Here is a 22971-nt window from a genome sequence, read left to right on the forward strand (position 1 = left end):
ATACGTCTGAGGAGACCCATGTTCAAAGCGCTGGTACTGGAGAAGTCGTCGCAATTTACCGCCACCCTTAAGGAGATGGATGACGAATTCTTGCCCGCGGGCGACGTGACGGTTGACGTCGAGTACTCGACAATTAACTACAAGGACGCACTGGCCATCACAAACAGCTCTACGATAGTTCGGGAGTGGCCGATGGTCCCCGGCGTTGATGGCGCAGGCGTCGTGCGAGAAAGTAGCCATCCAGCGTGGAAACCAGGCGACCGGGTGCTGCTCAACGGGTTCGGTGTTGGCGAGAAGCACAAGGGTTGCCTGTCGGAGCTCGCACGCCTGGATGGCAACTGGCTAGTGCGGATCCCAGAGGTCTTTACGACGCGGCAAGCGATGGCCATTGGCACCGCGGGCTATACCGCCATGCTTTGCGTCATGGCGTTGGAGCGCCATGGGCTCAGGCCCGGTGAAGGCGAGGTGCTCGTAACGGGTGCAACCGGCGGAGTAGGCTCAATCGCCGTCGCGCTGTTGTCGAAGCTCGGCCATCGGGTGGTTGCCACGACGGGGAAGAGCGCGGAGACGTCTTACCTGAAAGCACTGGGAGCTGTATCAGTCATGGACCGGGTCGAGCTCGCGGGTCCGGGTAAGCCGCTTCAGAAGGAGCGCTGGCGTGCGGTCGTCGACGTCGTTGGCAGCCATACACTAGCAAACGCGTGCGCCCAAACATGCTATGGCGGAGCCGTTGCGGCCTGCGGTTTGGCCCAGGGCATGGATCTGCCGGCGACCGTGCTGCCTTTCATTTTGCGCGGAGTTACGCTTGTTGGCATCGACAGCGTGATGGCGCCACTTGATTTACGCAACGAGGCATGGGCCCGGCTCGCGCGGGGCCTTGACCCTGGGCATTTGGAGACCATGACGCGTGAGATCGGCCTTTCTGAAGTGATTCCCGCCGCAGCGGAACTCATGGCGGGAAAAACCAGGGGGCGCGTCGTAGTGCGGACCGAAGACTGATCTCGTACTGTCTGCCACGACAAAACTGCGATCTCGGTGAAGTGAACCAGTTTGGCTAAGGTACTTGCCCGGCGAGTTGTGCCTTTAGCTAGAAAGGTGGCACGTAGCCGATCGCGTAACCAGGAAAGTACAGATGAGTGGAAGGCGGGGTACTTGAGAAATGGATCGCCTGCAATCGATGCGCGTCTTCTCCACAGTGGTGGAACTCAGCAGCTTTGCGCGTGCAGCGCAGGAACTGGAAATGTCCAATGCGGTGGTTACCCGCTATGTTGCGGACCTGGAGAGCCACCTGGGGACACGGCTGTTGATCCGCACCACGCGCAGCTTGTCACTGACCCATGCCGGCGAGGCCTATCTGCAGCGATGCCAGCAAATTTTGGAGAGTGTGGCTGATGCCGAAAGCGACGTAATTTCTCGCAGTGAGTCGGTGGCCGGAACCCTGCGGCTGGTGACACCGGTGTCGTTCGGACTTCATTTGCTGCCGGCCCTGATGGGCCGCTTCCAGCAGGAGTATCCCGACATGGTATTCGACGTAATGTTATCGGACCGTAATGTCGATATCGTTGAAGAAGGCCGCGACGCGGCCGTAATGCTGTCGGACATCGGGCTGGGCTCCCACCTGGTGGCACGGCCGCTGACTTCAGCCGAGGTAATTCTGTGTGCCACTACTGACTATGTGCGTGCCTATCCTCCGCTGCGCAATGCGCATGACTTGAGCAAGCACCGCTGTATCGCTTTGCGGCTGTCAGGTGCCGAGCGAGAATGGACTTTACTGGGTCCGGAAGGCGAAGTCACCGTGCCAATCAAGCCTGGGCTGCTGTGTAGTAACGCGGTGCTTATGCACCAGGCGACGTTGGCGGGTATGGGCGTTGCGATGCTGTCCTCGTACCTGGCCCGCCCCGATATCGATGCCGGGGATCTGGTGCGCGTTTTGCCCCAGTACCAATTGCCAAGGCGCGACCTGAGCGTGGTCTACCCGAGCCGTAGATTTCTGCCCAAGAAGGTTCGCTTGTTCGTCGACTTCCTGCTGGAGGAATGGAAGGTCATGGCAAAGTAGAGGACGAAGGGCGCTGTCAACTTGCCGATAGCAAGACAAGGCAGTCGGGCGCGGGACCACTGCTCACAAAGCAGTTGGCGGATTTTTGGCCACTTCGGTGAATTAGATCACTGCTCGCGAGCGCTCACATCCCTTTGGCCTTCCGGTCGAAATGCGCTTCCGTCCCACTGTCACAGCACTGTTGCTGGATCATTCCACAAAGGAGTCCGTCAATGACGTTCAAAACGCCTCATCCGCGTCACCATGTTCATACGCGCACCGTGAGGTGCGAAGGCTACAAGCGCGACGACGGCCTGTGGGACATCGAGGGACGGGTGATCGATCAAAAGCCGTTTCAGTACACCGAGCCGGTACGAGGTCTGCGTGCGGCCGAGTCCGAGGTGCACCACATGGCAATCAGGTTGACCGTCGGCAATGACATGGTGGTTCGCGCGATCGAGGTCGACATGCCTTCGACGCCGTACCTCTCTTGCAGTGACGCAATTCCGAACTATCAGGCATTGGTCGGAAAGCGCATCGACCGCACCTGGCGTGAATCAGTAAAGTCGGCGGTGGGCGCGGAGCGAGGCTGCACACACGCTCGCGAGTTGCTGTTCCCTCTCGCGACCACCGCGTTTCAGACCGTATTCGGTTGGCGAGAAGGCGACGCGCGAAACAGCCACTTGTTCGAGGCCAGGGAAAAGCCGGCGTTTATAGGCGAATGCATGGGCTGGGCGGCCGGTGGACCCCAGGTCGCACGCTTCTACCCGCAGTTCGCGAAGCCGATTTGACAAGCACCACACCTGTCGCAACGCTCTGGGCTGCGTATGCGTACGGCGAATTCCGGTGATCCGTGTTGATGTCGGCGGGGGCGGCGACAACGATCGTGTCCACGTGGCAAATAGCTGGACACGCTGGAATTTGAGTAGAGTGGCTGTTCTATCGATGTGTCCGTCCGTGGACTCGGTGAGCAGTGATGGCTGGCCAACATATGTTGACCAGATGATGGCGGTCCGTTAGCCACGGCTCAGGGCACCTCGCGGGCCGCCGCCGCGGTTCGCCGATCACGATGAAGCGTTGTCCGCCTCTCCCGTGAATCGCTCTCCGTGATCGCGGGAATTCCGCAACACGGGCTCCACGCGGATAGCCCAGCGGCTCGCGCCCGCGCTGCGAAGTCCGCTGCGGCGGAACTAGGCCAAGGGCCTTGTCACATTGGTCAGTGAGCAGCGTAAGAGGTCGCGCCGCAAACGCAACTGGAAGTCAGGCAGGTGCTGGTAGCTCAGGTGGAAGAAGCCTTGCGGCTTGGCCAGCTCGATTTCGCCATCGGCAATCTGCCCGCTCTCAGGCCGGTAACACGATATGCGCTGCTGTTTCATGAGTACTACGCGTGCATGACACGCAAGCGCCCCGGGGCTGCCGGCGCGCAGCCTGTCCGCGGAGCGTTTTCTCGAGCTCTCCCATATCGCGGTGGCGCCAAGCGAAAGTAGTCACCGCAATATCGACGACTCACTGCGGGCCGCCGGCCTGCAGCGGCGTATCGCGCTTCAGGTGCCGCATTTCACCGTGACGCCCCAGATCCTGCAGCGCACGACTGGATGGTCACGCTACCGCGACGCGTGGCGCAAGCGTTCAACCAGCACGGGCAGTTCACCGTTTATCCATTGCCGGTCAAGATTCCCGAGGTCGAAGTCACGGTGCACTGGCATGAAAGCTTCGACAATGACGAGGGTAACCAGTGGCTGCGCGAACAGATCATCGAGACCTTGAGTAGGCAGGGGCAGAGGAGCGCCCCAAGTGCGCCGCGCAACGCTCAGCCCGATCCAGGCGATCATGCAGATGACGAGTCGGTCTTGCGATGAAGGGCAATGGGGCGTTTAATTTACCCGGAGGAAGTCCGGGGAGGCTCCCATGGCGCGCTGCACAATTTGCGGGTTTGAGAATGCCATTGGCGCCAATTTTTGTGAGCAATGCGGCAACCGGCTGGCGCGCCTCTGCGCGCGGTGTGGCCACGAACTGAGCCCGGCGGCGCGCTTCTGCAACGCTTGCGGTGAGCCCGTCAGCGACATACCGCAAGCCTCGTCCGCCGCCCCCGTTCATTACACTCCACCGCACCTGGCCGAGCGCATCCGGGCCGAGCAGGCGTGGAACATGGGTCCGCGATTTCGCGGACGACCTCGACACCGTGTCGGGCGAGGAACGCGATTTCCATCTCGACCACCTGGCGCGGATCGGGTGTCATCAGTGCGACACTGCCCGCGCCAACCGCATGCGAGGCGGAGAGACTCGATTGGGGTGCGGAAACGCTGAGCGTCAACTTATGGCCATCGTGATTTTCTAAAAGAAAATTGCCGGTTCAATAATCAGCCCGGGCGATTGGGGGGCTGGGGTTGGCCCAGCCATTCTCGAACACCATCTCGTCCAGGGATTGCCGTCTGGCCCAGCCTTCCTGTTCCAGCATCGGCTTCTCATAGAAGGTGTCGACCTGGCCGAGGCACAGCACAGCCACTGGCCGGGCACCGGGCGGCAGCCGCAGCAGCCGGCCAAGCTGTTCCGGGTCGAACAAGGAAACCCAGCCCACGCCGATTCCCTCCGCGCGCGCAGCAAGCCAGAGGTTCTGGATGGCGCAGGCCACCGAAGCGAGATCCATGTCCGGCATGGTGCGCCGACCGAAGATATGCCGCTCACGTCCATCCATCAGCGCCGCCACCAGGACTTCCCCGCAGTCCAGGATGCCCTCTACCTTGAGTCGCATGAACTCGTCCTCGCGTTCGCCCAGGGCGATCGCGGTGCGCTGGCGTTCGGCATCGACCAGCGCGTGGACCTGCGTTCTCAGGCTCCTGTCAGTGATGCGGATGAAGCGCCAGGGTTGCATGAAGCCGACGCTGGGGGCGAGATGCGCAGCGTGCAACAAGCGTTCCAGCAATGCAGGATCGAGCGGGTCCGGCCGAAAGTGGCGCATGTCGCGACGCTCCCGGATGACGCGATAGACGGCGGCAATTTCACTGTCGCTGTAGCGAGATGGGTTCATGGCTGGAATAGCCTGGCGGTGGCGCTGGGGCTGGAGGGAAAGTCGCAATGCAAGTAGCTTGCCACGATGGTGCCGTGACGATAGACGGCTTTCCCCTGTGCGGTTTGGCGATGCTGGCGCATCCTAGGTCTTGCTGGTCCAACCGATGCGGTGCCGCGCTTGGGTGGCCTCATGCCGCGCATCCTCTTCACTGTGCAGGTAGCCGCTGGTGGTGGCGATCGAGGCATGACCAAAGTTGTCGCGCACAAAGCGCAGGTCAACCTGCTGGTCGGTCATGTGCGAGCCAGCGGTGTGGCGCAGCCAGTGCGCCGAGGCGCTGGCCAGCACTGCGGCCTGCGCCTCCCATTCGGGCCCGCGCGCCCGCAGGCGCTCGGCCGCCAGGCCGAACACCTCTTTCAGGATCAGGTGCAGCGCGCCGCGTGACAGGGCCTTGTCGCGACCCGTCTCGCGGCCGATGACCGGCAGCACCAGCGGGCGCGTCTCGCCGAGTTGCGGCGTGGGCGGCAGTCCGATGGCGCGACGGTAGCGCGCCAGTTCGGCGATGAGCTCGTCGGTGGCCGGCACCAGCCGGGTCCTGTTGCCCTTGCCGACCACCTCCAGCCACCAGCGCTCGACCCCCTGGACATCGCGCCGGCAGAAGAACGCGCCCATGGTGGTGGCCGTCAGTTCGGAGGCGCGCAAGCCGCCCAGATAGAGCACGCTCAGCACCCAGCGGCAGCGGGCCGCGTGCAGCATTTCTCGACCCGTCTCGGCCGGCATTGCTGCGACGGCGTCCTTGACCGTCTCCCAAAGGTCGTGGCTCAGATAACGGGTGATGCGCGCCTGGGCGGGGGCGCGCCGGCGGCGGGCGAGGGCGAGCGGGTTGCCGGCCAGGTAGCCCGCCTCGGTCAGCCAGGCGAACAGCGCATTCAGGATCACCAGCGCGTGGCGCACGCTGGCGGGCGACAGCGGCCCGGCAAACGGGCGCCAGTCCGGGTGGTGGCGGCCGAGCTTCTTGCTGCCGGCCAGGACCCAGCGCGCGGCCGGCTGCGGGTCGGCCAGGAAGCGTTCATAGATCAGCAGATCCTCGTGCGTGAGCGACGACAACGGCTTGCCGAGTTGCAGCACGGCCCACAGCAGCAGCCGCTCGACCTCGCGGCGGTAGGCGGTGAGGGTCGCCGCGCTGTCGGCGTAGCGTGCGAGCCAGGCGGTGACGGCGGCCAGGTCGTCGCTTGCGGCGATGCGGGTGGCCGTGGCGGGAGCGCGGTTGCTGCCGTCGCGCCCGGACAGCGCCGACGGCAGGCGCAGCTGCTCCAGTGGCGTCAGCAGGCCGGCGAGGAGGCCGGACGTGGGCGGGGAGGGCGGCTGGGCGGGCGGTTCCAAGGTCGGGGCAGTGGCCTGAGGCGATTCGAGTCATCATTATAGACATAAGCGGACTTATGTCTAAAGGTTGTCGCATTGTGTTTGATAAATAACGTATTACGTCGTAATATTTATTGATCCCACGATACTTTTTACCCCGATGGCCACCGCCGACCCCGAGTTGACCGACGCCGCGCCCGACTTCGAGCGGTCTGCCGCCCTGGCCGACGACATCGCCGCGCTGCGCGGCCGTTTCCCCGAGACCCGCGCGCTGTACCGCGAGGTCTGCGGCCTGCTGTTCTTCCGCTACGGCGTCACGCCCACCGCCAACAAGCTCTATCAGCTGGTGCGCAAGGGCAGCATGGGCACGCCCGCCGAGGTGCTGCAGGGGTTCTGGCAGGAGCTGCGCGGGCGCACCCGCGTCACGATTGACCATCCGGACCTGCCCCAGGCGTTGAAGGACATCGCCGCCGGGGCGGTGCAGACCATCTGGCAGGCCGCCAACGAGGCCGCCAGCCGCGAACTGGCTGCGCTACGGGCGGAAGCCCGCGACGCGGCGAATGCGGCCGAGGCCGAGCGCGATGCGGCGCACGCCGAGACCGCGCTCGCGCGCGAGGAAGCCGCGGCGCTCGTCGCCCAGCTGGACGCCGCGCGTCAAACCAACGAGGCGGGCGAAACGGCGTTGGCCGCCGAGCGCCAGGCCCACGCCGCGACCCAGGCGCGGCTGGAGGCGGGGCGGGCGGAACTCGAGGCCGCGCGCCGGCAGCTGGACGAGTTGCGAACCCAATTCTCGACGGAGCTGGAACGCGCCCGCGAGCAGGTAACCCTCGCGCAGGAACGGGCCGAGGCCAGCGAGCGCCGCGCCCTGCGCGAACTGGATGCGGAGCGCACCGCGCGCCAGCAGAGCGAACGCGCGGTCGAAGCGTTGCGCGGCGAACTGGTTACGGCGCGCGGCGAGGCTCGCGACGCGGCGGTGGCGCAGGCCGAGGCCAGGGCCCGGCTCGAGACCCAGGTCACGGCGCTCACCGAGCAACTCACCACGCGGCGCGCGGCCGCCGACGCCGCGGGGCGGAAAGCGGCCGACGACCTGGCCACGGTGCAGGCGGCACTGGCCGCGGCGCAGCGCCGAGCCGAGCGCGCCGAAGCCGAAGCGGCGCTGGCGCGCCAGCTGCTGGCAGAATTGCGGCTGGCGCCGCGCGAACGGGGGGAGGGGGGTAGCGTTGAGCGACGGCGGCGCAAGGCCGGCGGTCCGGCCCCTTCCGCCAGCGACACATCAAGCGACACATCAAGCGAACCGCCAGCCGAAGTCCAGGGGGCGAGCGCCTCGCGCCCGGAAGCTGGCAGCGACAGCAGCGATCGCAGCGATAGCAGCGACATCGAACACGATGACAGCAAAGACTGAGCGGGCGGCGGCGATCCGCTGGATCCAGGCCGAGATGGCCGACTATGGGCTGACCATGGAGGAGCTGGCCGCGGCGGGGTGCTTCGATCCGCCACCTCCTCCGCCACCGCCCCCGCCCCCGCCGCCCCCACCCGCGCCAGCGCCAGTGGTCTGCTACCGCAACGCGGCGGGCCAGAGCTGGGACGGGCAGGGCGAGATGCCCGACTGGCTGCGGCGGGCGGTCAATGCGGGGCAGAGCGTCGAGTTTTACCGGGTTGGATAGGTCCACCGATGCATTCAGCCCGCTGTCCAATGGCGGATGTGACGAGGGCCAAGCTGTTGCGCGAGAGCAGGACCGGTGCAAAGGAAGCGATCCACCGCGCGACCCCGGCCGCCGGCTCCATCAGGAGCGCTGCTTCCCGGGACTGGGCCTTTCGCATCGGCGAGAATTCGTCAGGAAGGCTGGGCGCAGGCGAGAAGCGAACGACACGCAAGAGACAAGGTCTCACCGTCCATGGGATTAGGAAGCGTCTGCACGTGCAGTGGCTTCAATGAAGGAGAACGAATTGGCCCCAGAGCAAGTGGTTGAACCCCTTGTCGCGAGCAATGCGACGGACGGACTTGGTCAGATGGAGCTTCCCATCGCTGAGGCGATGCGCGACGCGGATCCCGCCATTGGTGAAGCCAGTGGTGCAGGCGTCGGTAGTGGCAGCGTTGACACTCAGGCCCAACGCTTGGACTTCTGGTCGACAAGCCGGGATAGCGGCCCGACGGCGACCGTGTCATATCGGCGCCGGCGGTCTTACGCAGCCCCGGACGCTTCAACGGAAGACGTGGCACCGGAAGAATCGCGGGAAGCTGCCGCCTCGGAAGCGTTGACTGAATCTGACGCGCCGGAAGCGCCCATTGAAGCCATGTCCTCGGAAGCGACCACTGAAGCCGTGGCCGAAGCTTCGGTTGAAGTTCTGGCCACGGACGAACCGATGGAAGCTGCCGCCCGGGACGAACTGACCGAAACGGCCGCCCCGGTAGCACCGCTTTACGCCCCAGCTCCGGAAGCTGCGCCGGAAGAGACGCGGGCCCCGAAGCGCGGTCGGAAGCCGAAAGCGCTCACCGAAACTGCCGCTCCGGAAGCTGCGCCGGAAGAGACGCGGGCCCCGAAGCGCGGTCGGAAGCCGAAAGCGCTCACCGAAACTGCCGCTCCGGAAGCTGCGCCGGAAGAGACACGGGCCCCGCAGCGCGGTCGGAAGCCGAAAGCGCTCACCGAAACTGCCACGCCGGAGGCTGCGCCGGAAGAGAGGCGGACCCCGAAGCGCGGTCGGAAGCCGAAAATCCTAGCTGAAGTTGCCGCTCCGGAAATCACGACTCAAGCGACCCCAACCCGGAAGCGCGGGCCGAAGCAGATACCACTGCCTGGAGTGGAGGCTGCCCCGGAAGCGCCGACTCAGAAGCCGCAAAACCGGAAGCCGCGACACGAGCAAAAAAAACCTACCGCCACACAAAGCCCGTCCCAATCCTCACTGCTCGCTCAACTGGCCTCTGTCAATGCGCAACTTGAGCAGTTGCGAGCCACGGAAGTGCCAAAGGTCGTGGAGGAGATTCGGCAGTTGATGCAGGAGTACGACCTCAGCATTGAGGACATTGCGGGCAAGCCCAGTGTTGAGCCCGCTGCCCGCGCTGTTCCGACCAAGACGAAGGCCGCGCAGCCTCCCAGGTACCGCAACCCGAAGACGGGCCAGACCTGGTCGGGGCGCGGTAGGGCTCCCGCGTGGATTGGCAAGAAGCGCGAGCGTTTCCTAATCGAATGAAAGGTACGATCACCCCTATCATGGCATGTCCCAATTTAAGACCACCAAAAGTGCCGTACGCGTCATGTCAGGGGATGTCGCTTTGAGGGCGATTACTAACTCCGTGGAATTTCAAGTACAATGATCTCGTGCTTGACCAGCTGTCTTCGACGCTTTCAGCGTGCGGAACAGTGGTTGTGGGACGAAGGCAGCAAGGCTTTGCGCCACGCTACTTCGCAAGCAAAGGCAGATACTGGCCTACCAGACGCCTGCCAGCGAGTCGACAATTCCTAGATTCTTGTCTTCTTGTGATTTGCGAATTTCGGCTACCAATTCTCAGGCTCTTGGCTAGCTACGAAGCCCCTTCTCCGAAGGGGCTTTTCCATATCCGCGCCACGTGAATCTATGCCACCAAATCTCAGGGACAACATCATCCAGTTCTTGGCTGACCGGCACGAGGTTTTTGGAAGCGACCTGGGATTCTTCATCAAGCGCACCAATCCGGAGTGGGGCCTTAAGTCGGAATATCGTTCCCTGCAGGCTTTTGTGGAAGCCGAGCTGAATGATCATTTGAAATTGATTGGCAAACGGGGCGGGAACGACATCTATCGAAACATCACGATCCAGGCACCCGGGCCCAAGGCCCTCAGCGGTGACGATCGCACCCTCTGGTCACTGTTCAGTAATCCGCAGCGTGAAGGAGTCATCCTGCTTAGGGATGGCGCCCTAATAGAGGTAGATGCCGGAGCTGTACGCGGCGAAGTAGACCGCGAGGTCCCCCGTGTTCAGGCTTCCGAATATGCAGACCTGCTGCATAGCGCGGTGGAACGCTTGCCGGAGTCATTGCGCGATCGCTTCGAGGAGATTCTGAAGTCGAAGGACCCATCACCCTGGGCGGCGGCGCTGAGCCTACTCAGGAAGTCCGGAACCGTATCGGCCAGCCGCGAGCTTGAGCAAATGCGAATTGACTACATTAAGGAGCAGTTCGCCACGCGGCTGGGTGCGTTGGGTCTTCCGCAGGACAGAGTGGATGCCCTAGCGCAACAACTCGACGACTCTCGCACGCGCCGCGAGGAAACAAAAAAGCCCGCCGCAATGCCGGCAGCTGCAGCGCCGGTCCTTGCGCCAGGCGAAGGTGCAGCGAGCGAACGGAATCAACTCGCAATGCTGCGACAAGTCGCGAAGGCAGCTATCGACAAGATGAGTGCTGAGCAGATTCGCGCGCTTGATCTGCCACTGGGATTGGTAGTCGATTTCATGCTTGCCCGCCGCTAGTCATGCGTCTGCTCTTCTTGGGGGAGGTAGCAGACCTCGATCGCTTGCGGTCGCACTTGGACGAATTCGCCGGCGCCGACTGGTCGGCGCGCCAAGACATTGCTCTGATCACGGTAAACGATCGACGCAACGAAAAGGACGTACGTGCGCAACTCAAAAAGGCTCTGCGGCCGGCTGGCGATTATCGCGTCTGTCTTTTGAGACACGACACTGAGTACAGTGACAAGGGCTTGCCGCAAGCGCTCTCGCTCCACCGTGCCTCAGCCAAGCACAACTTGGAAGCCTTTCTGAAGGAGGAACTCCGGCCAATCCTTCGCTATGTCGGCGCCGATTGGCGCGAACGAGTGGAGCAGCACCTTAGAGCTTGGGAATATCCCGATCCCGCTGAGGAGCACGTGCAAGATTGGCCAACGCAGAGCATCGATCGATGGTTGTCGCAATTCGATCGTCTCACGGATGCCGGTGGCCGCTTGATCGGGGCAACACTGTTGCAGTGTTTTGAGATGGTTAGCCGCGCCCAGCTTATCGAGCGCTTTAGGCCGCAGGCGGACGCACAGGCGCTGTGCGTTATGCGATATGACAACGGCAAGAGCGCCGATGCGCTCACGGGGCTTCTCAAGAAAGGGGTGCTAGCCAACAACGGAACCGTTCACAACTTCAACGACATGGCGAGGCAGATCCCGCTGCCTGAAGGAAAGATTGTGGTCTTTGAGGATGGGCTGTTTTCCGGCACCGAATGGGTTGGCATCTTCCACAGCCTGCTTGGCTTGGAAGAGGAGAACCCGAAGTGCGAGCGGCTACCCGATCCCGCAGTGCTCAAGCAGATGGACTTGAGGCTCTATTTTGCGGTCGCGACGACGGTCGGCACGGCGCTGCTCAGACGCGAACTCGACAGGCTTGGGCTGCAAAACGTGCAGATCGAGGCAGCTAATGTGGTTGAGGTGCTTTCGGATGCTGGGCGTGAGCGACTCGCCGCGAACACCCTCTTTGCCGACGACGGCAAGATCGCGCGTGACAGCGTAGTGCCACATATCTTTGAGCACTTGCGGTGGGCAGGAAAAGCCGCGGACGCGGTGCAAATGTGCGAGCGAATCGGGCGAGACCTCTGGTCCGACTATCGAAAGCGCAAACTTAAGCCGATTACGGAAGATTTCCTGGAAAGGGTTGCCCTCGGCGCCAGCAATTTGGGATTTGCCTTAGCGTTTCCCTTTTCGATGCCCAAGGTAACCCTGCCAATGTTTTGGTGTACCGGTCCCGTCCAAGGGCATGCCAGGCGCTTCGACTGGAAGCCGCTGTTTCCAAATGCCGCCTAGCCAGGTGCTAGCTGAAGCGATGTGAAGATTGTGCCTAGGGTTGGTATGCCTTTGTTTCCGCTGCAATTTACAGGGGTACAACATGAATTTTCCAGCGGATATCAAAGGGTGCATGAAGGACTGCATCCTGTCGCTGTTCTGGCCGCGTAAGGACATGGTCGGCTTCTTCGAGAAACACGGATGCACCAAGGTCGAAATTGCTCGTCTGCAGATCGAAGGCGAGAACGCGCTCAAGCGTCATGAAGTCGTCGATGCGCTGTTCAGTGCGCTCGCGGCACGCCCTGACAACGGTCTCGGTCCGTTTCGCGCGATGCTGCAATCGCTGTTGACCTGGTCGCATTTCGACCCGTACTACTTTGACAAGCTCGGAAAATTGGATCGCGCCGCGGCGACACGGAACCTCGAACACCTGCGCCAGCTGCAGGAGATTCGGGATGCCAAGATCAGAGCCGATCGCGAACGACGGACCGCCCAGGAAGCGGTTCGCCAGCAGCCGACCGCATCTCTGGAACAACTGCGCGCCGAATATCTCGACCTGCTTGCAAACAAAACGTCGCGACAGCAACGCGGATATGCGCTGGAACGCATTCTCGCCGAGCTTTCCCGTCTCTCGCGCCTAGAAACCACGGAAGCGTTCCGCGTCAATGGGGAACAGGTCGATGGCGCAGTGAAGTTCGAGGGAGAGCATTACCTCATCGAGGCCAAGTGGCAAGAAAGGTCCGCGAGCAACGAGCCGGTCTATCAGTTCGCCGGCAAGGTGGCGGGGAAGCTGTACGGGCGCGGCCTGTTCATTTCTGTGAATGGATTCAGCCCCGAGGTCATTCGTAGCCTCGTCATCGGCAAGGACATCCAGACACTTTTTGTCGACGGTGAAGACTTGATCCTGGTGCTGGAGGGGCACTTGACCTTGCGCGACATGATTGACCGCAAGGTGAAAGCTGCGCAGACCAAGGGCCTCATCTACGTGCACCCGATCTCCGGTGCGGAAAAGAATATCTAAGAAAAGACGGGACTGCCATGCGACTGAGCCGGATTGTTATCGAGAACTTCAGAAACTTCAAGCACCTCGATGTCAGATTGGGCCAACATGCCGTTGTCCTTGGTGAGAATAAGGTTGGTAAGACCAATCTGCTGTTCGCGTTGCGACTAATCCTTGATCCTACGCTTCCCGATTCATCGCGCAAGCTGCGCCTCGATGATTTTTGGGACGGGCTAGCGCGCCCGCTTGGGGCGGAAGACGTCATTGAGGTGTCCATCGAGTTTCGGGACTTTGAAGACAACGAGAATCTGCTGGCGGTGTTGGCAGATCACTTGGTGCGGCCAGATCCGATGGTAGCGCGCGTCACGTATCGCTATCAGCCGGTGCAGGGGCTTAAAGGCGCCCCGCGCAGCGAGGCTGACTACGAGTTCATCCTTTTCGGTGGAGAGCGGCCCGAAAACGCGATCGGCTATGAACTGAGGCGATGGATGCCGATGGATCTGTTCCCGGCCTTGCGCGACGCTGAGTCGGATCTGGCGCGCTGGTCGCGATCGCCACTGCGACCCCTGTTGGACCGGGCTGCAAAGACGGTAGATGCGAAAGCGCTCAGCTCAATCGCCGGCGAGGTCCACACAACCACCTCGAAGATTGCTGCGCTACCTGAGCTGTCCGATGTGGTGGGCCAAGTCAACGATCAGCTCACTGCTATGGTGGGCGATAAGCACGCCGTCGAAACCGCCTTGGGGTTCGCGCCGACGGAACCGGAACGATTGCTGCGCGCGCTGCAAATGATGATCGACGGTGGCAAGCGCGGCGTCGCCGAGGCCAGCCTCGGTTCCGCCAATGTGCTTTACCTCGCGCTGAAGCATCTTGAACATCAGTACTTGGTGGATGAAGGAGAACGTCAACACACCTTCTTGGCGATAGAAGAACCGGAGGCCCACTTGCATCCTCACCTGCAGCGGCTTATTTACCGGAACTACCTGCAGACGCGAGACGAAGCGCAGGCCGATCCGGAGCCACGCAGTATTCTTCTCACGACGCATTCACCGAATGTGGCAAGCGTGGCGCCGCTCACCAATGTTGTTGTTCTGCGCCATGTTGCCGGCGACGGGCACACCGTCGGGCGTTCGCTCAAGGGAATCAAGCTCAATGCCAATGATCGCGAGGACTTGGAACGCTACATCGACGTAACGCGCGGTGAGCTGTTTTTCTCGAAGGGGGTCGTCCTGGTGGAAGGCGACGCGGAAAAGTTTCTCCTGCCGACGTTGGCCAAGCTGTATGACGCATCTTTGGATTTTGATGCATTGGGAATCTCCGTCTGTTCCATTGCCGGCACCAACTTCGCACCTTATGTTCAATTGTTGGGTCAAAAAGGACTTGATATTCCCTTTGCGGTGCTGACGGATTTCGATCCAAAGAGTCAAGCGGTGAGCCAGGAGGATGCAGACCCCGACGATAATGGTGTGGGAAACAGCTATGGCAAAAATCGCGTCGTTAACCAGATCATGCGCCGTATTCTGAGCGAGGATATCTGGGACAAGAGCAGCTATGAAGAGGTTCTTGAGCTCGCGCCGAAGCATGGCGTCTTCCTGAACGAGTTCACATTCGAGATTGATCTGTTTAAGGCGGGGGCTGAGGATCATTTTCATACAGCGGTCGATGCGCTCACTACTAACAAGAAGATGCAAGCGCGCTTTAAGGACCTTTCAATGGATACCGACTCGCTCGATTCCTCACAGTTCCTCAAGGACATCGACTCCATCGGCAAGGGAAGAGTGGCGCAGCGTCTAGCGGCGGTCCTCGTGGAGGAGAATGCCGATGTCTGCCCTGCGTACATCAAAGAGGCGCTGGAGTATCTGAGGGCGAAATTGGGATGAGTACCTCGACACCGCTCTATCCCAAAGCCGCGGAAGATTTACGCGGGAACGAGGATCAATGGCGCGCTTACCAGTCGACGGGCAACTGCGTCATTCTGGCAGGGCCTGGCAGCGGTAAGACGAAGACGATCACCGTCAAGATCGCCCAACTACTTGCTGAGGACGTCCGCCGACCGCGCCGCATTGCATGCATCACCTATAGTAACGCTTGCGTCGGCGAGTTGCGATCACGGCTGACCAAGCTGGGCGTAGATGACGGCGATCGGCTCGCACTCTCCACTGTGCACTCTTTCTGCCTGACCGAGCTGGTGTTGCCCTATGCTGCAATCGCAGGGCTCGACATGCCGAATCCACTAGTTGTGGCTTCGCCAGCGCAGGCAAGAGCGCTTTTCGGCGAGGCCTATCGCGAGCAGCTGGGCGGCAATGCGCCGGGATGGTTTCGCATGGCCTGCGACAAGCTACGGCGCACAATTCCGGATCGCGGCAGTGAAGAGTGGCAGGCGTGGTTTGCCCGCGAAACGAAGGTAGTTGAGGCCTATGAAGCATTGCTCGTACAGAACGGCCTGGCCGACTTCGATGGGTTGGTCCTCGCCGGCCTGCAGCTTGTCGAAAAGCACGAATGGGTCCGGCGCGCCATTCGGGCCAAATATCCCGTGGTCGTGATCGACGAATATCAGGACCTCGGCTTACCCCTGCACCGGATCGTGTTGGCACTGCTTCGGGCGGGAGTTCGGATCGTCGCTGTGGGTGACCCGGACCAGTCCATTTATGGATTCACTGGTGCCAAGCCGGGCCTGTTGAGAGCGTTGGCCGGTCTCCGGCAGATGGAGTCCGTCACGCTCAAGTTGAACTACCGTTGCGCTGACAGAATCATCGCTGCCTCGATGGCGCTCTTGCCGGAGCCGGCAGAGTTTCGGTCCCATGATGGTCGGGCTGGTGAAATTCACATTCACCGTCTGGGGTGCAGCATTCGCAAGCAGGCGGACTATGCACTTGGAACGTTGGTGCCAGCGTTGCTCGAGGCGAATCCGTCGTGGACGCCCGGAGACATTGCGCTGCTATACCGCACGCTTAATGAGGGGGCGCCGATTGCGCAGGCGGCGGATGCTCTTGGTCTACGGTATTTCCGGCTTGACAACGGTTCGCCGATCAAGCGCACACGCCTGACCGAGTGGCTCACGGATGCGGCGCGATGGTGCTCGGGAGGCTGGGAGACCGGAGAGATGTCTCTTTCCCAGTTGCTCAAAGCTTGGCGACGGATGTACCGCTCAATCACGCGCGAGTCTGAGTTGCTGGCTGCACGCAAGCGCTTGATTTCGGCCCTGTTCTCGCTGCGGGATGGTGCGCTCCCTTTGCGCCGATGGCTATTGGCATTGCGTCGCGGCGCGTTGGACGAATTACTCGAACAAGAGCCCGGTCTCACAGATGAGAAAGACAACCTTGATGATCTGATAGCGGCTACCGCGGCGGGCGAGCCCCTGCAGGTATTCACGGTGGAGATCTTTGGGAATCAGGGTAAGAGTCCTGACCAGATCAATCTGATGACGCTGCACAGCTCGAAAGGGTTGGAGTTCCAAGCGGTCATCATGGTAGGGCTGGAGAGCGGTGTGTTCCCCAGTGGCTTGGACAGGACTGAAGAGCAGTTGGATGAGGCGGCTCGTCTTTTCTATGTAGGCGTGACGCGCGCCAAGACACAGATTCATCTGACCTACGACTCCGACGAGTCGCCGTTGATTTCGTCTATTCGGGAAGCAGCCTAGTTGATCCGACTTTCAAAGAACGACCATGTGTTGGCCACACCAAACGATCAAAGGGAGGCGCGTAAATGTCAGACTACTTCAGCGACAGAGAGAATGGCCCGCGACCGCGAACCGAACAATCAATCTCGCCACAGATTTGGGCCGGCATTGTCGCCATGGTGCAGGGGCGGATCAACAGCGGCGCCTTTGGGCTTCGGTATCCCGAGCGTTGCCCTGACGGGCAGGCTGTTTGTGGCTGCGATTCTGCTTCACTGGCCGCGGCCGTGGTCGCAGAGATGTCCGGTCTGGTATGGCCGCTGGAAACCACCCACGAAGTGGAGCAAGAGTTCTTCTCTCAGAGCGTGCCATTTGCGCCGGACACCTTGTTGATCTTGGACTTCATCGAGTTCGTCCATGATGCCGTCGCGAAGCCCATCCCTGGCAAATACCATGACTTCTTCAGTCACCACCATCTAAGCTTCGATCAGCAAGCCGGGCAGGATGAGTTTCGGGCGAGCGTCAACCGGATCTTTGCGCGCAATGGTATGGCCTTCGAGATGCTCTCGACGGGGCGCATTGTTCGAGTGTTGCCGTTGGTGTTGGGGGATGATTTGCGGCGAACAGCCTTCAATACTGGAGACCGGACGCTCGACAACATGCTGGAGGAGTGCCGCGCGAAATTCTCCGATCGGAATCCCCTAGTTCGACGAGAAGCGCTGGAGCGCTTATGGGACGCATGGGAAAGGCTCAAGTCGCTGGCGGATCCCAGTGACAAGAAGAGATCCGTCCAGATCATCCTAAATACCACGGCAACGGAGCCGTCGCTGCGTGCTAGGTTGGAGGCGGAGGCACAGGAGCTGAACTCGATTGGCAACAGTCATTTGATCCGCCATTCCGAAGTCAGCCAAGTGCCGGTGATCGATGTGGATCATGTCGATTACCTCTTCCATCGTTTGTTCGCGATGATCCAACTAATGCTGAAGAAGAAGTAGGGAGTGGATGGCACGACAACTGAACTCAGTCGCGCCCAAGCTCACTCGAACTGCTCGCGGGCTAGCGGGTCCCAAAAATTTTAAAATTGAGAAACTATGAGTAACGGCACCGACATCCTGCTTTATGTAGCCCTTGGCGAAGAATTCGACTCGGTGATGGCGATGCTAGGGGATGGGTTTAAGTCTCAGGAACTGGACAACGTTGCTCTGACCGGCTTCTTTGGAAAAATTAATTCCCCCGTTCTTGGTGAAGATATTGAGGTGGCTGTTTTTGCTGCCGGTAAGATGGGCAACACTCGCTCTGCCAATCTCACCTCATTGCTTATCGAAAAACTGAATCCCGGCAATATCGTCGTGCTAGGTATCGCTGGATCACTGGCCAACGACATGGAGCCTGGTGATGTATTTGTTCCGGACAGCGTGAATGAGTACTTGGCAAACTCTGCGACTCATGGAGAAGGCGAACACTGGACCTTTACTACGTCCGGGAATTATCAACAGACGTCGGTAAGGCTGCTCAACAGACTCCAATTCTTCGCGCATACCGAGAAAATGTATCATACGCAATGGCAGGAAGATGCTCAAAAGATCCGTGCTGAGCTTATCCCAAAGACCACCGAGGACGCCCTTGTCGCCGTAGGGCTGAAAATGCGTGGGGCCTGCAAGCTCTATGTGGGTGACGACCGGAAGTTGGCGAGCGGGCCCGCGGTGGGTAAGGGCAGAGCTTTTGTGGAATGGATTAGTCGGGAAGTTGACAGGAAGATTGCAGCGATGGAAATGGAGTCGGCTGGCGTATACGATGCGGCAATCGTCCGAACGCCTGCGCCCCGAATTGTCGCCATCCGGGGGATATCTGACTATGCCGACGCCCGCAAGGAGAAGCTAGAGGTTATCGCAAAAGGCAAGTTTCGCGAGCTATCTGCAAAGAACGCGCTCTCGTTTTTTGTTCACAGCGTCAAGGCCGGGATGTTTAAAGCGGAATCAGATACCCCACGGAAAGCTGGGATATCGGCTCGAAGCATCGCCCTCGACTCGCGCGTGAAATCGGTCTTTGTCATTGGAGGTCAAACCGGCGAGACGGAGGATGTCGATGCTGAAGTTCCGCGCTTGCACCAGGCTTCATTGACGCTTGGGAGAGTCTTGGCAGGTGCAGGTGCCCAGCTCGTCGTTTGTAGCCCATTTCCTGACTCGGCCGACTATTACGCAGCTATGGGATACGCGGATGCGAAGTCCGGTGGAGTGATTCAGTTCCATAGTCCCACGCACTTGAAGGTCGAAGAGAAGCGCCGACTTCTACGGCAAACCCTTGGAAAGCCGGGTCTCATAATACAGGATTGGAACTATCCAGGCCCAGAGATTGACGAGCAAGACTCGTGGTTCCAGGCTTGGTTTCTGGCCCAGATTCAGGCCCTCGAGAAAGCTGATGTGGTTGTAGCTCTAGGCGGCAAGACCTCTCATACCGCCAGTACACTCCTTCACCTAGCGGAAGCAAAGGGCTTGCCAATAATTCCGTTTCCTTTCCTAGGAGGCGTGGCACGGCGGATATATGAACGGCGCGATTGGAAGCGCCTCAATCCCGGCTTTGACGCGACCGTTATGGCCAACGTCGACGGGATCGAGCAGACGATTGAGATAGCAAACCGTCTGTTGGTTGACCGCGTGAGGCAATCAGAAGGGAGTGCAAAACGCCCGGGAGCCGTCTTCCTGAGTTTCGCGCGTCAAGACGTTGAGATGGCGAGCGCCTTGCGGGAGTTTCTAAGTACCCAGGGGATTGAGGTCTTAATAGGCGAGAACGAGATACGGCCTGATCAGATGATTCCAGCGTCAATCGAGCAAGCGGTGCTTCGGAGTAACGTCTGCGCAGTGCTTTGGAGCCGTTACTACGCTCAGAGTCCTTGGTGCTTCGATGAATTGAACCTCGCGCTGAACCAGCAGGCGTACGGCGGTATGAAAATATGGCTTTTCAATCTGGACGATTCGGCGGTTGTCCCATCTCAGGCGCGGAAATTGGTCTCCATTTCTGTAAGGAGTCCGGAGGCGATTCGACATGTCGCTAGCGAGCTTCTGGCCGAGTCATCGGTAAATTGAGTGATGCGACGAAGCTGACGGGCCTCCGTGACAGGCTTGCTGGAGACGGCTCGTCGGGTTTGATGACCGCTACTTGCTATTTGGGCCTCGCGACTACAGCCTACCCACGTCAAACTCATTGGCTGCCTCCCTGGGCCTGGCGTGGTGGCGTCATGGAGCGCCCCCGTGTAAGCGATCGCCTGCCTCGGCGCTCTACCCTTCTACGTGAAGGTGTTCAACCCAGTCAACCGGTGATGGACGGCGGCGATACCGTACGGCAGAGGAGGCCAAACTCCTCGGCAAACTCGAGGAACTCATCGTCTACCTGGACAGTAAACGGCCTTCATCGTGAACTACGGTGATCGCTATCGGCGTGGGGAGCCCATTGCATCAGGTTTTGTCTAGTCAGCCGTCAACCAGGTAGTCAGCAAGCGGTTCGTCAAGCAACAGCAGATGGTCCGGCGACCTCGGCATGCGCACAACCTGCTGCAAATCCGGACGGCCGTGCTCAATAACCAGCTCCGGTCTTACGTTGAACGCTGGTCTCCCCCATCGCCGGAGAAGGGGACCACCGCCTTGCGGCTTAGTTGGCCCCCGGTTTGGCGCGGTCTCTAGAAGATGGGGTCATCGTACTTCCGTGCGTTTTCTGGCGGTATGCACCGGAAAGGGTTTATCAAGGGCATACAAACACGCAAGCGACACATGATGCCCTCCAATTCGTCTCTGCAGCGCATAAGGGTGAATCCCGGCCGCCCTCTAATCAGCAGATTCAGGTTCAGTTCTTACCGAATCGGCCGTAGAATCATAAAATCCGGCGCCTTCCATGGTGACGTTGTCCGGGATGAACTTGGCATGAGTTTCGTGCAGATATTCCATGGCACTTTCTCTCGTTACTTCATAAGAAAGCTGCTGGTTAATGAAACTCAGTTTGGCGCGCGCGTCATTTATCACGTCCGCCCAAGGTTTTGCCCAGACAGTAAGATTTAGGTCCTCATCGTCGTATACCAATCCCTTTGGTTTCTCGCGTTGCCTGGCTTTCTTCTGAGCATAAGCATCTAAGTCAGTTGATACGGCGAGAAATGCCCATTTCGCAGGAACGTCTCTGAATCGCTCATCATTTGCTACTGCAATTGCGTATTTTTCGATTTGAGTCAAAACCTCAGCATCAATTTTCTTTTTTGGTCGTTTAAGTTCGACTATCAAATAGTCATATTCTCCGGTTCTTGGTTGCGTTACTTTGTGTAGCATTAAGTCCACGCGTCCGCTTTTGCCTTCTTCGATCTCCACTGGATCTAGCTCCTCCTCACGTGGGCCGAGAACTGCAAGGTGTTTTGCCAACACCTCGTTTAGCCGTAATTCACTGCCAGCCAAACCAAATTCCTCATGAAAAAGCCATGCCTCATTTTCCAAAATTTTGTGAAGCTGGTCGCGCTCCAGAAGTGCTTTTTTGTTTTCTTTCTCAAAAATCAGTGCCTCAAGACCATTCAGAAAATTAAGTCGATTTGCGACGATTTTTGCTGAACTTATTATGGCAGAGAGACTTGTATTTTTTAGAAGAGCGGCAAGTTCATCTTGGGCTTCTTTCTTCAGACCAAGTACCTCCCCAATGATAATTTGAACTGACTCTGGGTTTTGCTTAATCGCTTGGGCAAGTAGCTGGAACGTAAATCTACGCGATTTTTGATCGGCGCCCTCAAAGGAAGGTAAATAGCTTTGAACATTTACTGCAAGTATGTCAAAAACTTGCCGTTCTGCCAGTTCTACGGCATCGATGCTTTCTTTGTCGTCATACGGATAAATCTCTTCTCGTTTCCAGTTTTCTACAATCTTGCTTTGGTTTTCGGAAAGCTTCCTGCGGAAATGTTCCTTCACCTTGTTTCTTGCAGCCTTGACGATGTGCTGAACGTCATCATGGAGTTCCGCCAAAACTAGAAGGTTAGATTTGTCGAGTTCGCGAAAGGCGTCTGCCTTAATATAAGCCGTAAAGTTAAATCCCGGGGCTCGAATTTGCTGCCCGGCAGCTACTTCATGGAGGGCAACGCCGTTGGCATCGCAAAGATGAAGCACGCGCTCCGTTGGGAACTTCCACTCGATAATTGAAATGGCCACCGGTACATGGCGCCCATCAGGAAGTCTCACGTCGCCCAGGTGATAGTTAGATATACATTCCTGTGCATCTTTCGGGTCGATAACGCGACTATCAAATTCGAGCGTTACGTCTGGATATTCGGTAAGATAAGCGGCAAAAATTTTGGCCAACTCCATCGGAGTGGAGTCATCCTGGAGCGAACGAAAATCTCGAGCGATATTGCTAATAATGACTTCAGTTCCAGTCTCGGTTGCGTCAACAACCTCTATTGGATCGCTCGTCTCAAAGTCGTCGATAGTGGTTGATCGCCCTACGATCCTGTAGGAAAAGGCCTTTTCTAGATTTTTGAAAGTTGTCCGCCACTCAACGTGGCCCCCGAGAGCGAAGGCCTTAAATCTGCCCTTACCATTCTTGCCATGAAGCGCACGCCCATTCTGTTTTACCTTGTACTTCTTCCAAGAGTCCCCGAGGCCACCAAATAGGGCCTCAACCTTTGTGGGATCAATACCGTAGCCATAATCGCGAACCCGAATCGTCTGGAGGCCGTCAAGTTGGTTACGTTCCAGCGATACCCTGACGTGGTCAGAGCCGGCATCAAAGCCGTTCCAGATCAGTTCGGAGATTGCCGCCAGCGGTCTAGCTGATGTCAGAGACTCGATAAAGTCTTTTTTTGCTGTAACGTGGACTCTAGCCATGCCCTTTCCTTGGTTCGTTCTTCTGCGGGTACGAGTGGTTGATGCCTATCTTACCTTGCGGACGGGTCGTAGCAGAGCCCAGCCGCATCTGGTTGCTCTTGTTCCCTAGCTAGGTCAGCGGCTGTGGACCTCGGCCATGGCACCCCCTGACGGCAAGCCACCCACCTTCCCACGGCGCTCCGGTCTGGCCCAAAGGGCCAGGAACAAAATTCTGCAAAATTCAGGAACAAGATTCTGTAAACCGACGCCGTCGGAGGAGGGCGCCGTTTTTGACATAACGCCCGAAGCGCGCGATTTTTCTGGATTGCTGGGATGTTATGTTTGATAGGGAGAGAAGGGCAGGGTGCGAGCGCCGCCCGCCAGTAGTGGC

General features: G+C 59.4%; 18 protein-coding genes and 2 pseudogenes. 16 read left to right on the forward strand and 4 right to left on the reverse strand.

Annotation, left to right across the window (positions count from 1 at the left end; all coding sequences use genetic code 11):
- Nucleotides 1–18: 18 nt before the first annotated feature.
- From acuI to AC3WL8_RS24200, 3 genes are all read left to right on the forward strand, one after another.
- Nucleotides 19–999, forward strand: a complete 981-nt coding sequence (gene acuI, locus AC3WL8_RS24190; RefSeq protein WP_492378962.1) for an acrylyl-CoA reductase (NADPH) — start codon at nucleotides 19–21, stop codon at nucleotides 997–999.
- A 160-nt stretch (nucleotides 1000–1159) separates the two neighbouring features.
- A complete protein-coding gene (locus AC3WL8_RS24195; protein ID WP_492378963.1) occupies nucleotides 1160–2056 on the forward strand; it encodes a LysR family transcriptional regulator in 897 nt (298 codons plus the stop codon).
- 212 nt (nucleotides 2057–2268) lie between these two features.
- Nucleotides 2269–2826: a DUF2889 domain-containing protein gene (locus AC3WL8_RS24200; RefSeq protein ID WP_492378964.1), complete on the forward strand. Its 558-nt coding sequence runs from the start codon at nucleotides 2269–2271 to the stop codon at nucleotides 2824–2826.
- Nucleotides 2827–3225: 399 nt separating this feature from the next.
- Here the strand turns inward: AC3WL8_RS24200 and AC3WL8_RS24205 are convergent, their stop codons facing one another.
- The gene (locus AC3WL8_RS24205; RefSeq protein ID WP_492378965.1) at nucleotides 3226–3411 is read right to left on the reverse strand and encodes a hypothetical protein; all 186 of its coding nucleotides are present in this window, start codon (nucleotides 3409–3411) and stop codon (nucleotides 3226–3228) included.
- A 219-nt stretch (nucleotides 3412–3630) separates the two neighbouring features.
- Here AC3WL8_RS24205 and AC3WL8_RS24210 point away from each other — a divergent pair, with 219 nt between their 5' ends.
- Both AC3WL8_RS24210 and AC3WL8_RS24215 read left to right on the forward strand, forming a co-directional pair.
- The gene (locus AC3WL8_RS24210) at nucleotides 3631–3894 is read left to right on the forward strand and encodes a hypothetical protein (protein WP_492378966.1); all 264 of its coding nucleotides are present in this window, start codon (nucleotides 3631–3633) and stop codon (nucleotides 3892–3894) included.
- Between the two features lie 49 nt (nucleotides 3895–3943).
- A pseudogene (locus tag AC3WL8_RS24215) lies at nucleotides 3944–4177 on the forward strand (double zinc ribbon domain-containing protein); the annotation flags it as partial.
- Between the two features lie 211 nt (nucleotides 4178–4388).
- Here the strand turns inward: AC3WL8_RS24215 and bluB are convergent.
- Complete coding sequence (gene bluB, locus AC3WL8_RS24220) at nucleotides 4389–5063, reverse strand: 5,6-dimethylbenzimidazole synthase (RefSeq protein WP_492378967.1); 675 nt, start codon at nucleotides 5061–5063, stop codon at nucleotides 4389–4391.
- Between the two features lie 123 nt (nucleotides 5064–5186).
- Entirely contained in the window at nucleotides 5187–6425 is a 1239-nt protein-coding gene (locus tag AC3WL8_RS24225) for a tyrosine-type recombinase/integrase (RefSeq protein WP_492378968.1), read from the reverse strand.
- A gap of 139 nt (nucleotides 6426–6564) precedes the next feature.
- On the opposite strand from AC3WL8_RS24225, the gene AC3WL8_RS24230 reads away from it, so the two are divergent.
- From AC3WL8_RS24230 to AC3WL8_RS24280, 11 genes and pseudogenes are all read left to right on the forward strand, one after another.
- Nucleotides 6565–7806, forward strand: coding sequence for a DNA-binding protein (locus tag AC3WL8_RS24230; protein ID WP_492378969.1), 1242 nt, complete (start codon nucleotides 6565–6567; stop codon nucleotides 7804–7806).
- The gene (locus AC3WL8_RS24235; RefSeq protein ID WP_492378970.1) at nucleotides 7790–8068 is read left to right on the forward strand and encodes an H-NS histone family protein; all 279 of its coding nucleotides are present in this window, start codon (nucleotides 7790–7792) and stop codon (nucleotides 8066–8068) included. Before AC3WL8_RS24230 ends, AC3WL8_RS24235 begins: the two co-directional genes overlap by 17 nt.
- Nucleotides 8069–8336: 268 nt before the next feature.
- The gene (locus AC3WL8_RS24240) at nucleotides 8337–9593 is read left to right on the forward strand and encodes an H-NS histone family protein (protein WP_492378971.1); all 1257 of its coding nucleotides are present in this window, start codon (nucleotides 8337–8339) and stop codon (nucleotides 9591–9593) included.
- 384 nt (nucleotides 9594–9977) lie between these two features.
- Nucleotides 9978–10847 (forward strand): hypothetical protein, encoded by an 870-nt coding sequence (locus AC3WL8_RS24245; RefSeq protein ID WP_492378972.1) that lies wholly within the window; start codon nucleotides 9978–9980, stop codon nucleotides 10845–10847.
- 2 nt (nucleotides 10848–10849) lie between these two features.
- Nucleotides 10850–12160: a phosphoribosyltransferase-like protein gene (locus tag AC3WL8_RS24250; RefSeq protein ID WP_492378973.1), complete on the forward strand. Its 1311-nt coding sequence runs from the start codon at nucleotides 10850–10852 to the stop codon at nucleotides 12158–12160.
- 82 nt (nucleotides 12161–12242) lie between these two features.
- Entirely contained in the window at nucleotides 12243–13160 is a 918-nt protein-coding gene (locus AC3WL8_RS24255) for a restriction endonuclease (RefSeq protein ID WP_492378974.1), read from the forward strand.
- 17 nt (nucleotides 13161–13177) lie between these two features.
- A complete protein-coding gene (locus AC3WL8_RS24260) occupies nucleotides 13178–15019 on the forward strand; it encodes an ATP-dependent nuclease (RefSeq protein ID WP_492378975.1) in 1842 nt (613 codons plus the stop codon).
- The gene (locus AC3WL8_RS24265; RefSeq protein ID WP_492378976.1) at nucleotides 15016–16779 is read left to right on the forward strand and encodes an ATP-dependent helicase; all 1764 of its coding nucleotides are present in this window, start codon (nucleotides 15016–15018) and stop codon (nucleotides 16777–16779) included. Before AC3WL8_RS24260 ends, AC3WL8_RS24265 begins: the two co-directional genes overlap by 4 nt.
- Nucleotides 16780–16844: 65 nt before the next feature.
- Nucleotides 16845–17750 carry an AbiJ-NTD4 domain-containing protein gene (locus AC3WL8_RS24270; protein WP_492378977.1) on the forward strand — a complete coding sequence of 302 codons (906 nt, stop codon included), beginning with the start codon at nucleotides 16845–16847 and terminating at the stop codon, nucleotides 17748–17750.
- A gap of 96 nt (nucleotides 17751–17846) precedes the next feature.
- Nucleotides 17847–19838 carry a TIR domain-containing protein gene (locus AC3WL8_RS24275; protein ID WP_492378978.1) on the forward strand — a complete coding sequence of 664 codons (1992 nt, stop codon included), beginning with the start codon at nucleotides 17847–17849 and terminating at the stop codon, nucleotides 19836–19838.
- A gap of 262 nt (nucleotides 19839–20100) precedes the next feature.
- Nucleotides 20101–20432 (forward strand): annotated as a pseudogene (locus AC3WL8_RS24280) (hypothetical protein); the annotation flags it as partial.
- A gap of 141 nt (nucleotides 20433–20573) precedes the next feature.
- Here the strand turns inward: AC3WL8_RS24280 and AC3WL8_RS24285 are convergent.
- On the reverse strand, nucleotides 20574–22601 hold the full coding sequence (locus AC3WL8_RS24285) for an ATP-binding protein (protein WP_492378979.1): 2028 nt from the start codon (nucleotides 22599–22601) through the stop codon (nucleotides 20574–20576).
- Nucleotides 22602–22971: the final 370 nt, after the last annotated feature.

Source organism: Cupriavidus sp. FW305-F7 (assembly GCF_058782875.1).

What these genes read in the sequence shown, in the direction of transcription:
- AC3WL8_RS24265 (WP_492378976.1), top strand. Translation starts at nt 15,016, where the DNA reads ATGAGTACCTCGACACCGCTCTATCCCAAAGCCGCGGAAGATTTACGC.
- bluB (WP_492378967.1), bottom strand. Translation starts at nt 5,063, where the DNA reads ATGAACCCATCTCGCTACAGCGACAGTGAAATTGCCGCCGTCTATCGC.
- AC3WL8_RS24275 (WP_492378978.1), top strand. Translation starts at nt 17,847, where the DNA reads ATGAGTAACGGCACCGACATCCTGCTTTATGTAGCCCTTGGCGAAGAA.
- AC3WL8_RS24235 (WP_492378970.1), top strand. Translation starts at nt 7,790, where the DNA reads ATGACAGCAAAGACTGAGCGGGCGGCGGCGATCCGCTGGATCCAGGCC.
- acuI (WP_492378962.1), top strand. Translation starts at nt 19, where the DNA reads ATGTTCAAAGCGCTGGTACTGGAGAAGTCGTCGCAATTTACCGCCACC.
- AC3WL8_RS24210 (WP_492378966.1), top strand. Translation starts at nt 3,631, where the DNA reads ATGGTCACGCTACCGCGACGCGTGGCGCAAGCGTTCAACCAGCACGGG.
- AC3WL8_RS24260 (WP_492378975.1), top strand. Translation starts at nt 13,178, where the DNA reads ATGCGACTGAGCCGGATTGTTATCGAGAACTTCAGAAACTTCAAGCAC.
- AC3WL8_RS24250 (WP_492378973.1), top strand. Translation starts at nt 10,850, where the DNA reads ATGCGTCTGCTCTTCTTGGGGGAGGTAGCAGACCTCGATCGCTTGCGG.
- AC3WL8_RS24270 (WP_492378977.1), top strand. Translation starts at nt 16,845, where the DNA reads ATGTCAGACTACTTCAGCGACAGAGAGAATGGCCCGCGACCGCGAACC.
- AC3WL8_RS24285 (WP_492378979.1), bottom strand. Translation starts at nt 22,601, where the DNA reads ATGGCTAGAGTCCACGTTACAGCAAAAAAAGACTTTATCGAGTCTCTG.
- AC3WL8_RS24230 (WP_492378969.1), top strand. Translation starts at nt 6,565, where the DNA reads ATGGCCACCGCCGACCCCGAGTTGACCGACGCCGCGCCCGACTTCGAG.
- AC3WL8_RS24205 (WP_492378965.1), bottom strand. Translation starts at nt 3,411, where the DNA reads ATGAAACAGCAGCGCATATCGTGTTACCGGCCTGAGAGCGGGCAGATT.
- AC3WL8_RS24240 (WP_492378971.1), top strand. Translation starts at nt 8,337, where the DNA reads ATGAAGGAGAACGAATTGGCCCCAGAGCAAGTGGTTGAACCCCTTGTC.
- AC3WL8_RS24255 (WP_492378974.1), top strand. Translation starts at nt 12,243, where the DNA reads ATGAATTTTCCAGCGGATATCAAAGGGTGCATGAAGGACTGCATCCTG.
- AC3WL8_RS24245 (WP_492378972.1), top strand. Translation starts at nt 9,978, where the DNA reads ATGCCACCAAATCTCAGGGACAACATCATCCAGTTCTTGGCTGACCGG.
- AC3WL8_RS24200 (WP_492378964.1), top strand. Translation starts at nt 2,269, where the DNA reads ATGACGTTCAAAACGCCTCATCCGCGTCACCATGTTCATACGCGCACC.
- AC3WL8_RS24195 (WP_492378963.1), top strand. Translation starts at nt 1,160, where the DNA reads ATGGATCGCCTGCAATCGATGCGCGTCTTCTCCACAGTGGTGGAACTC.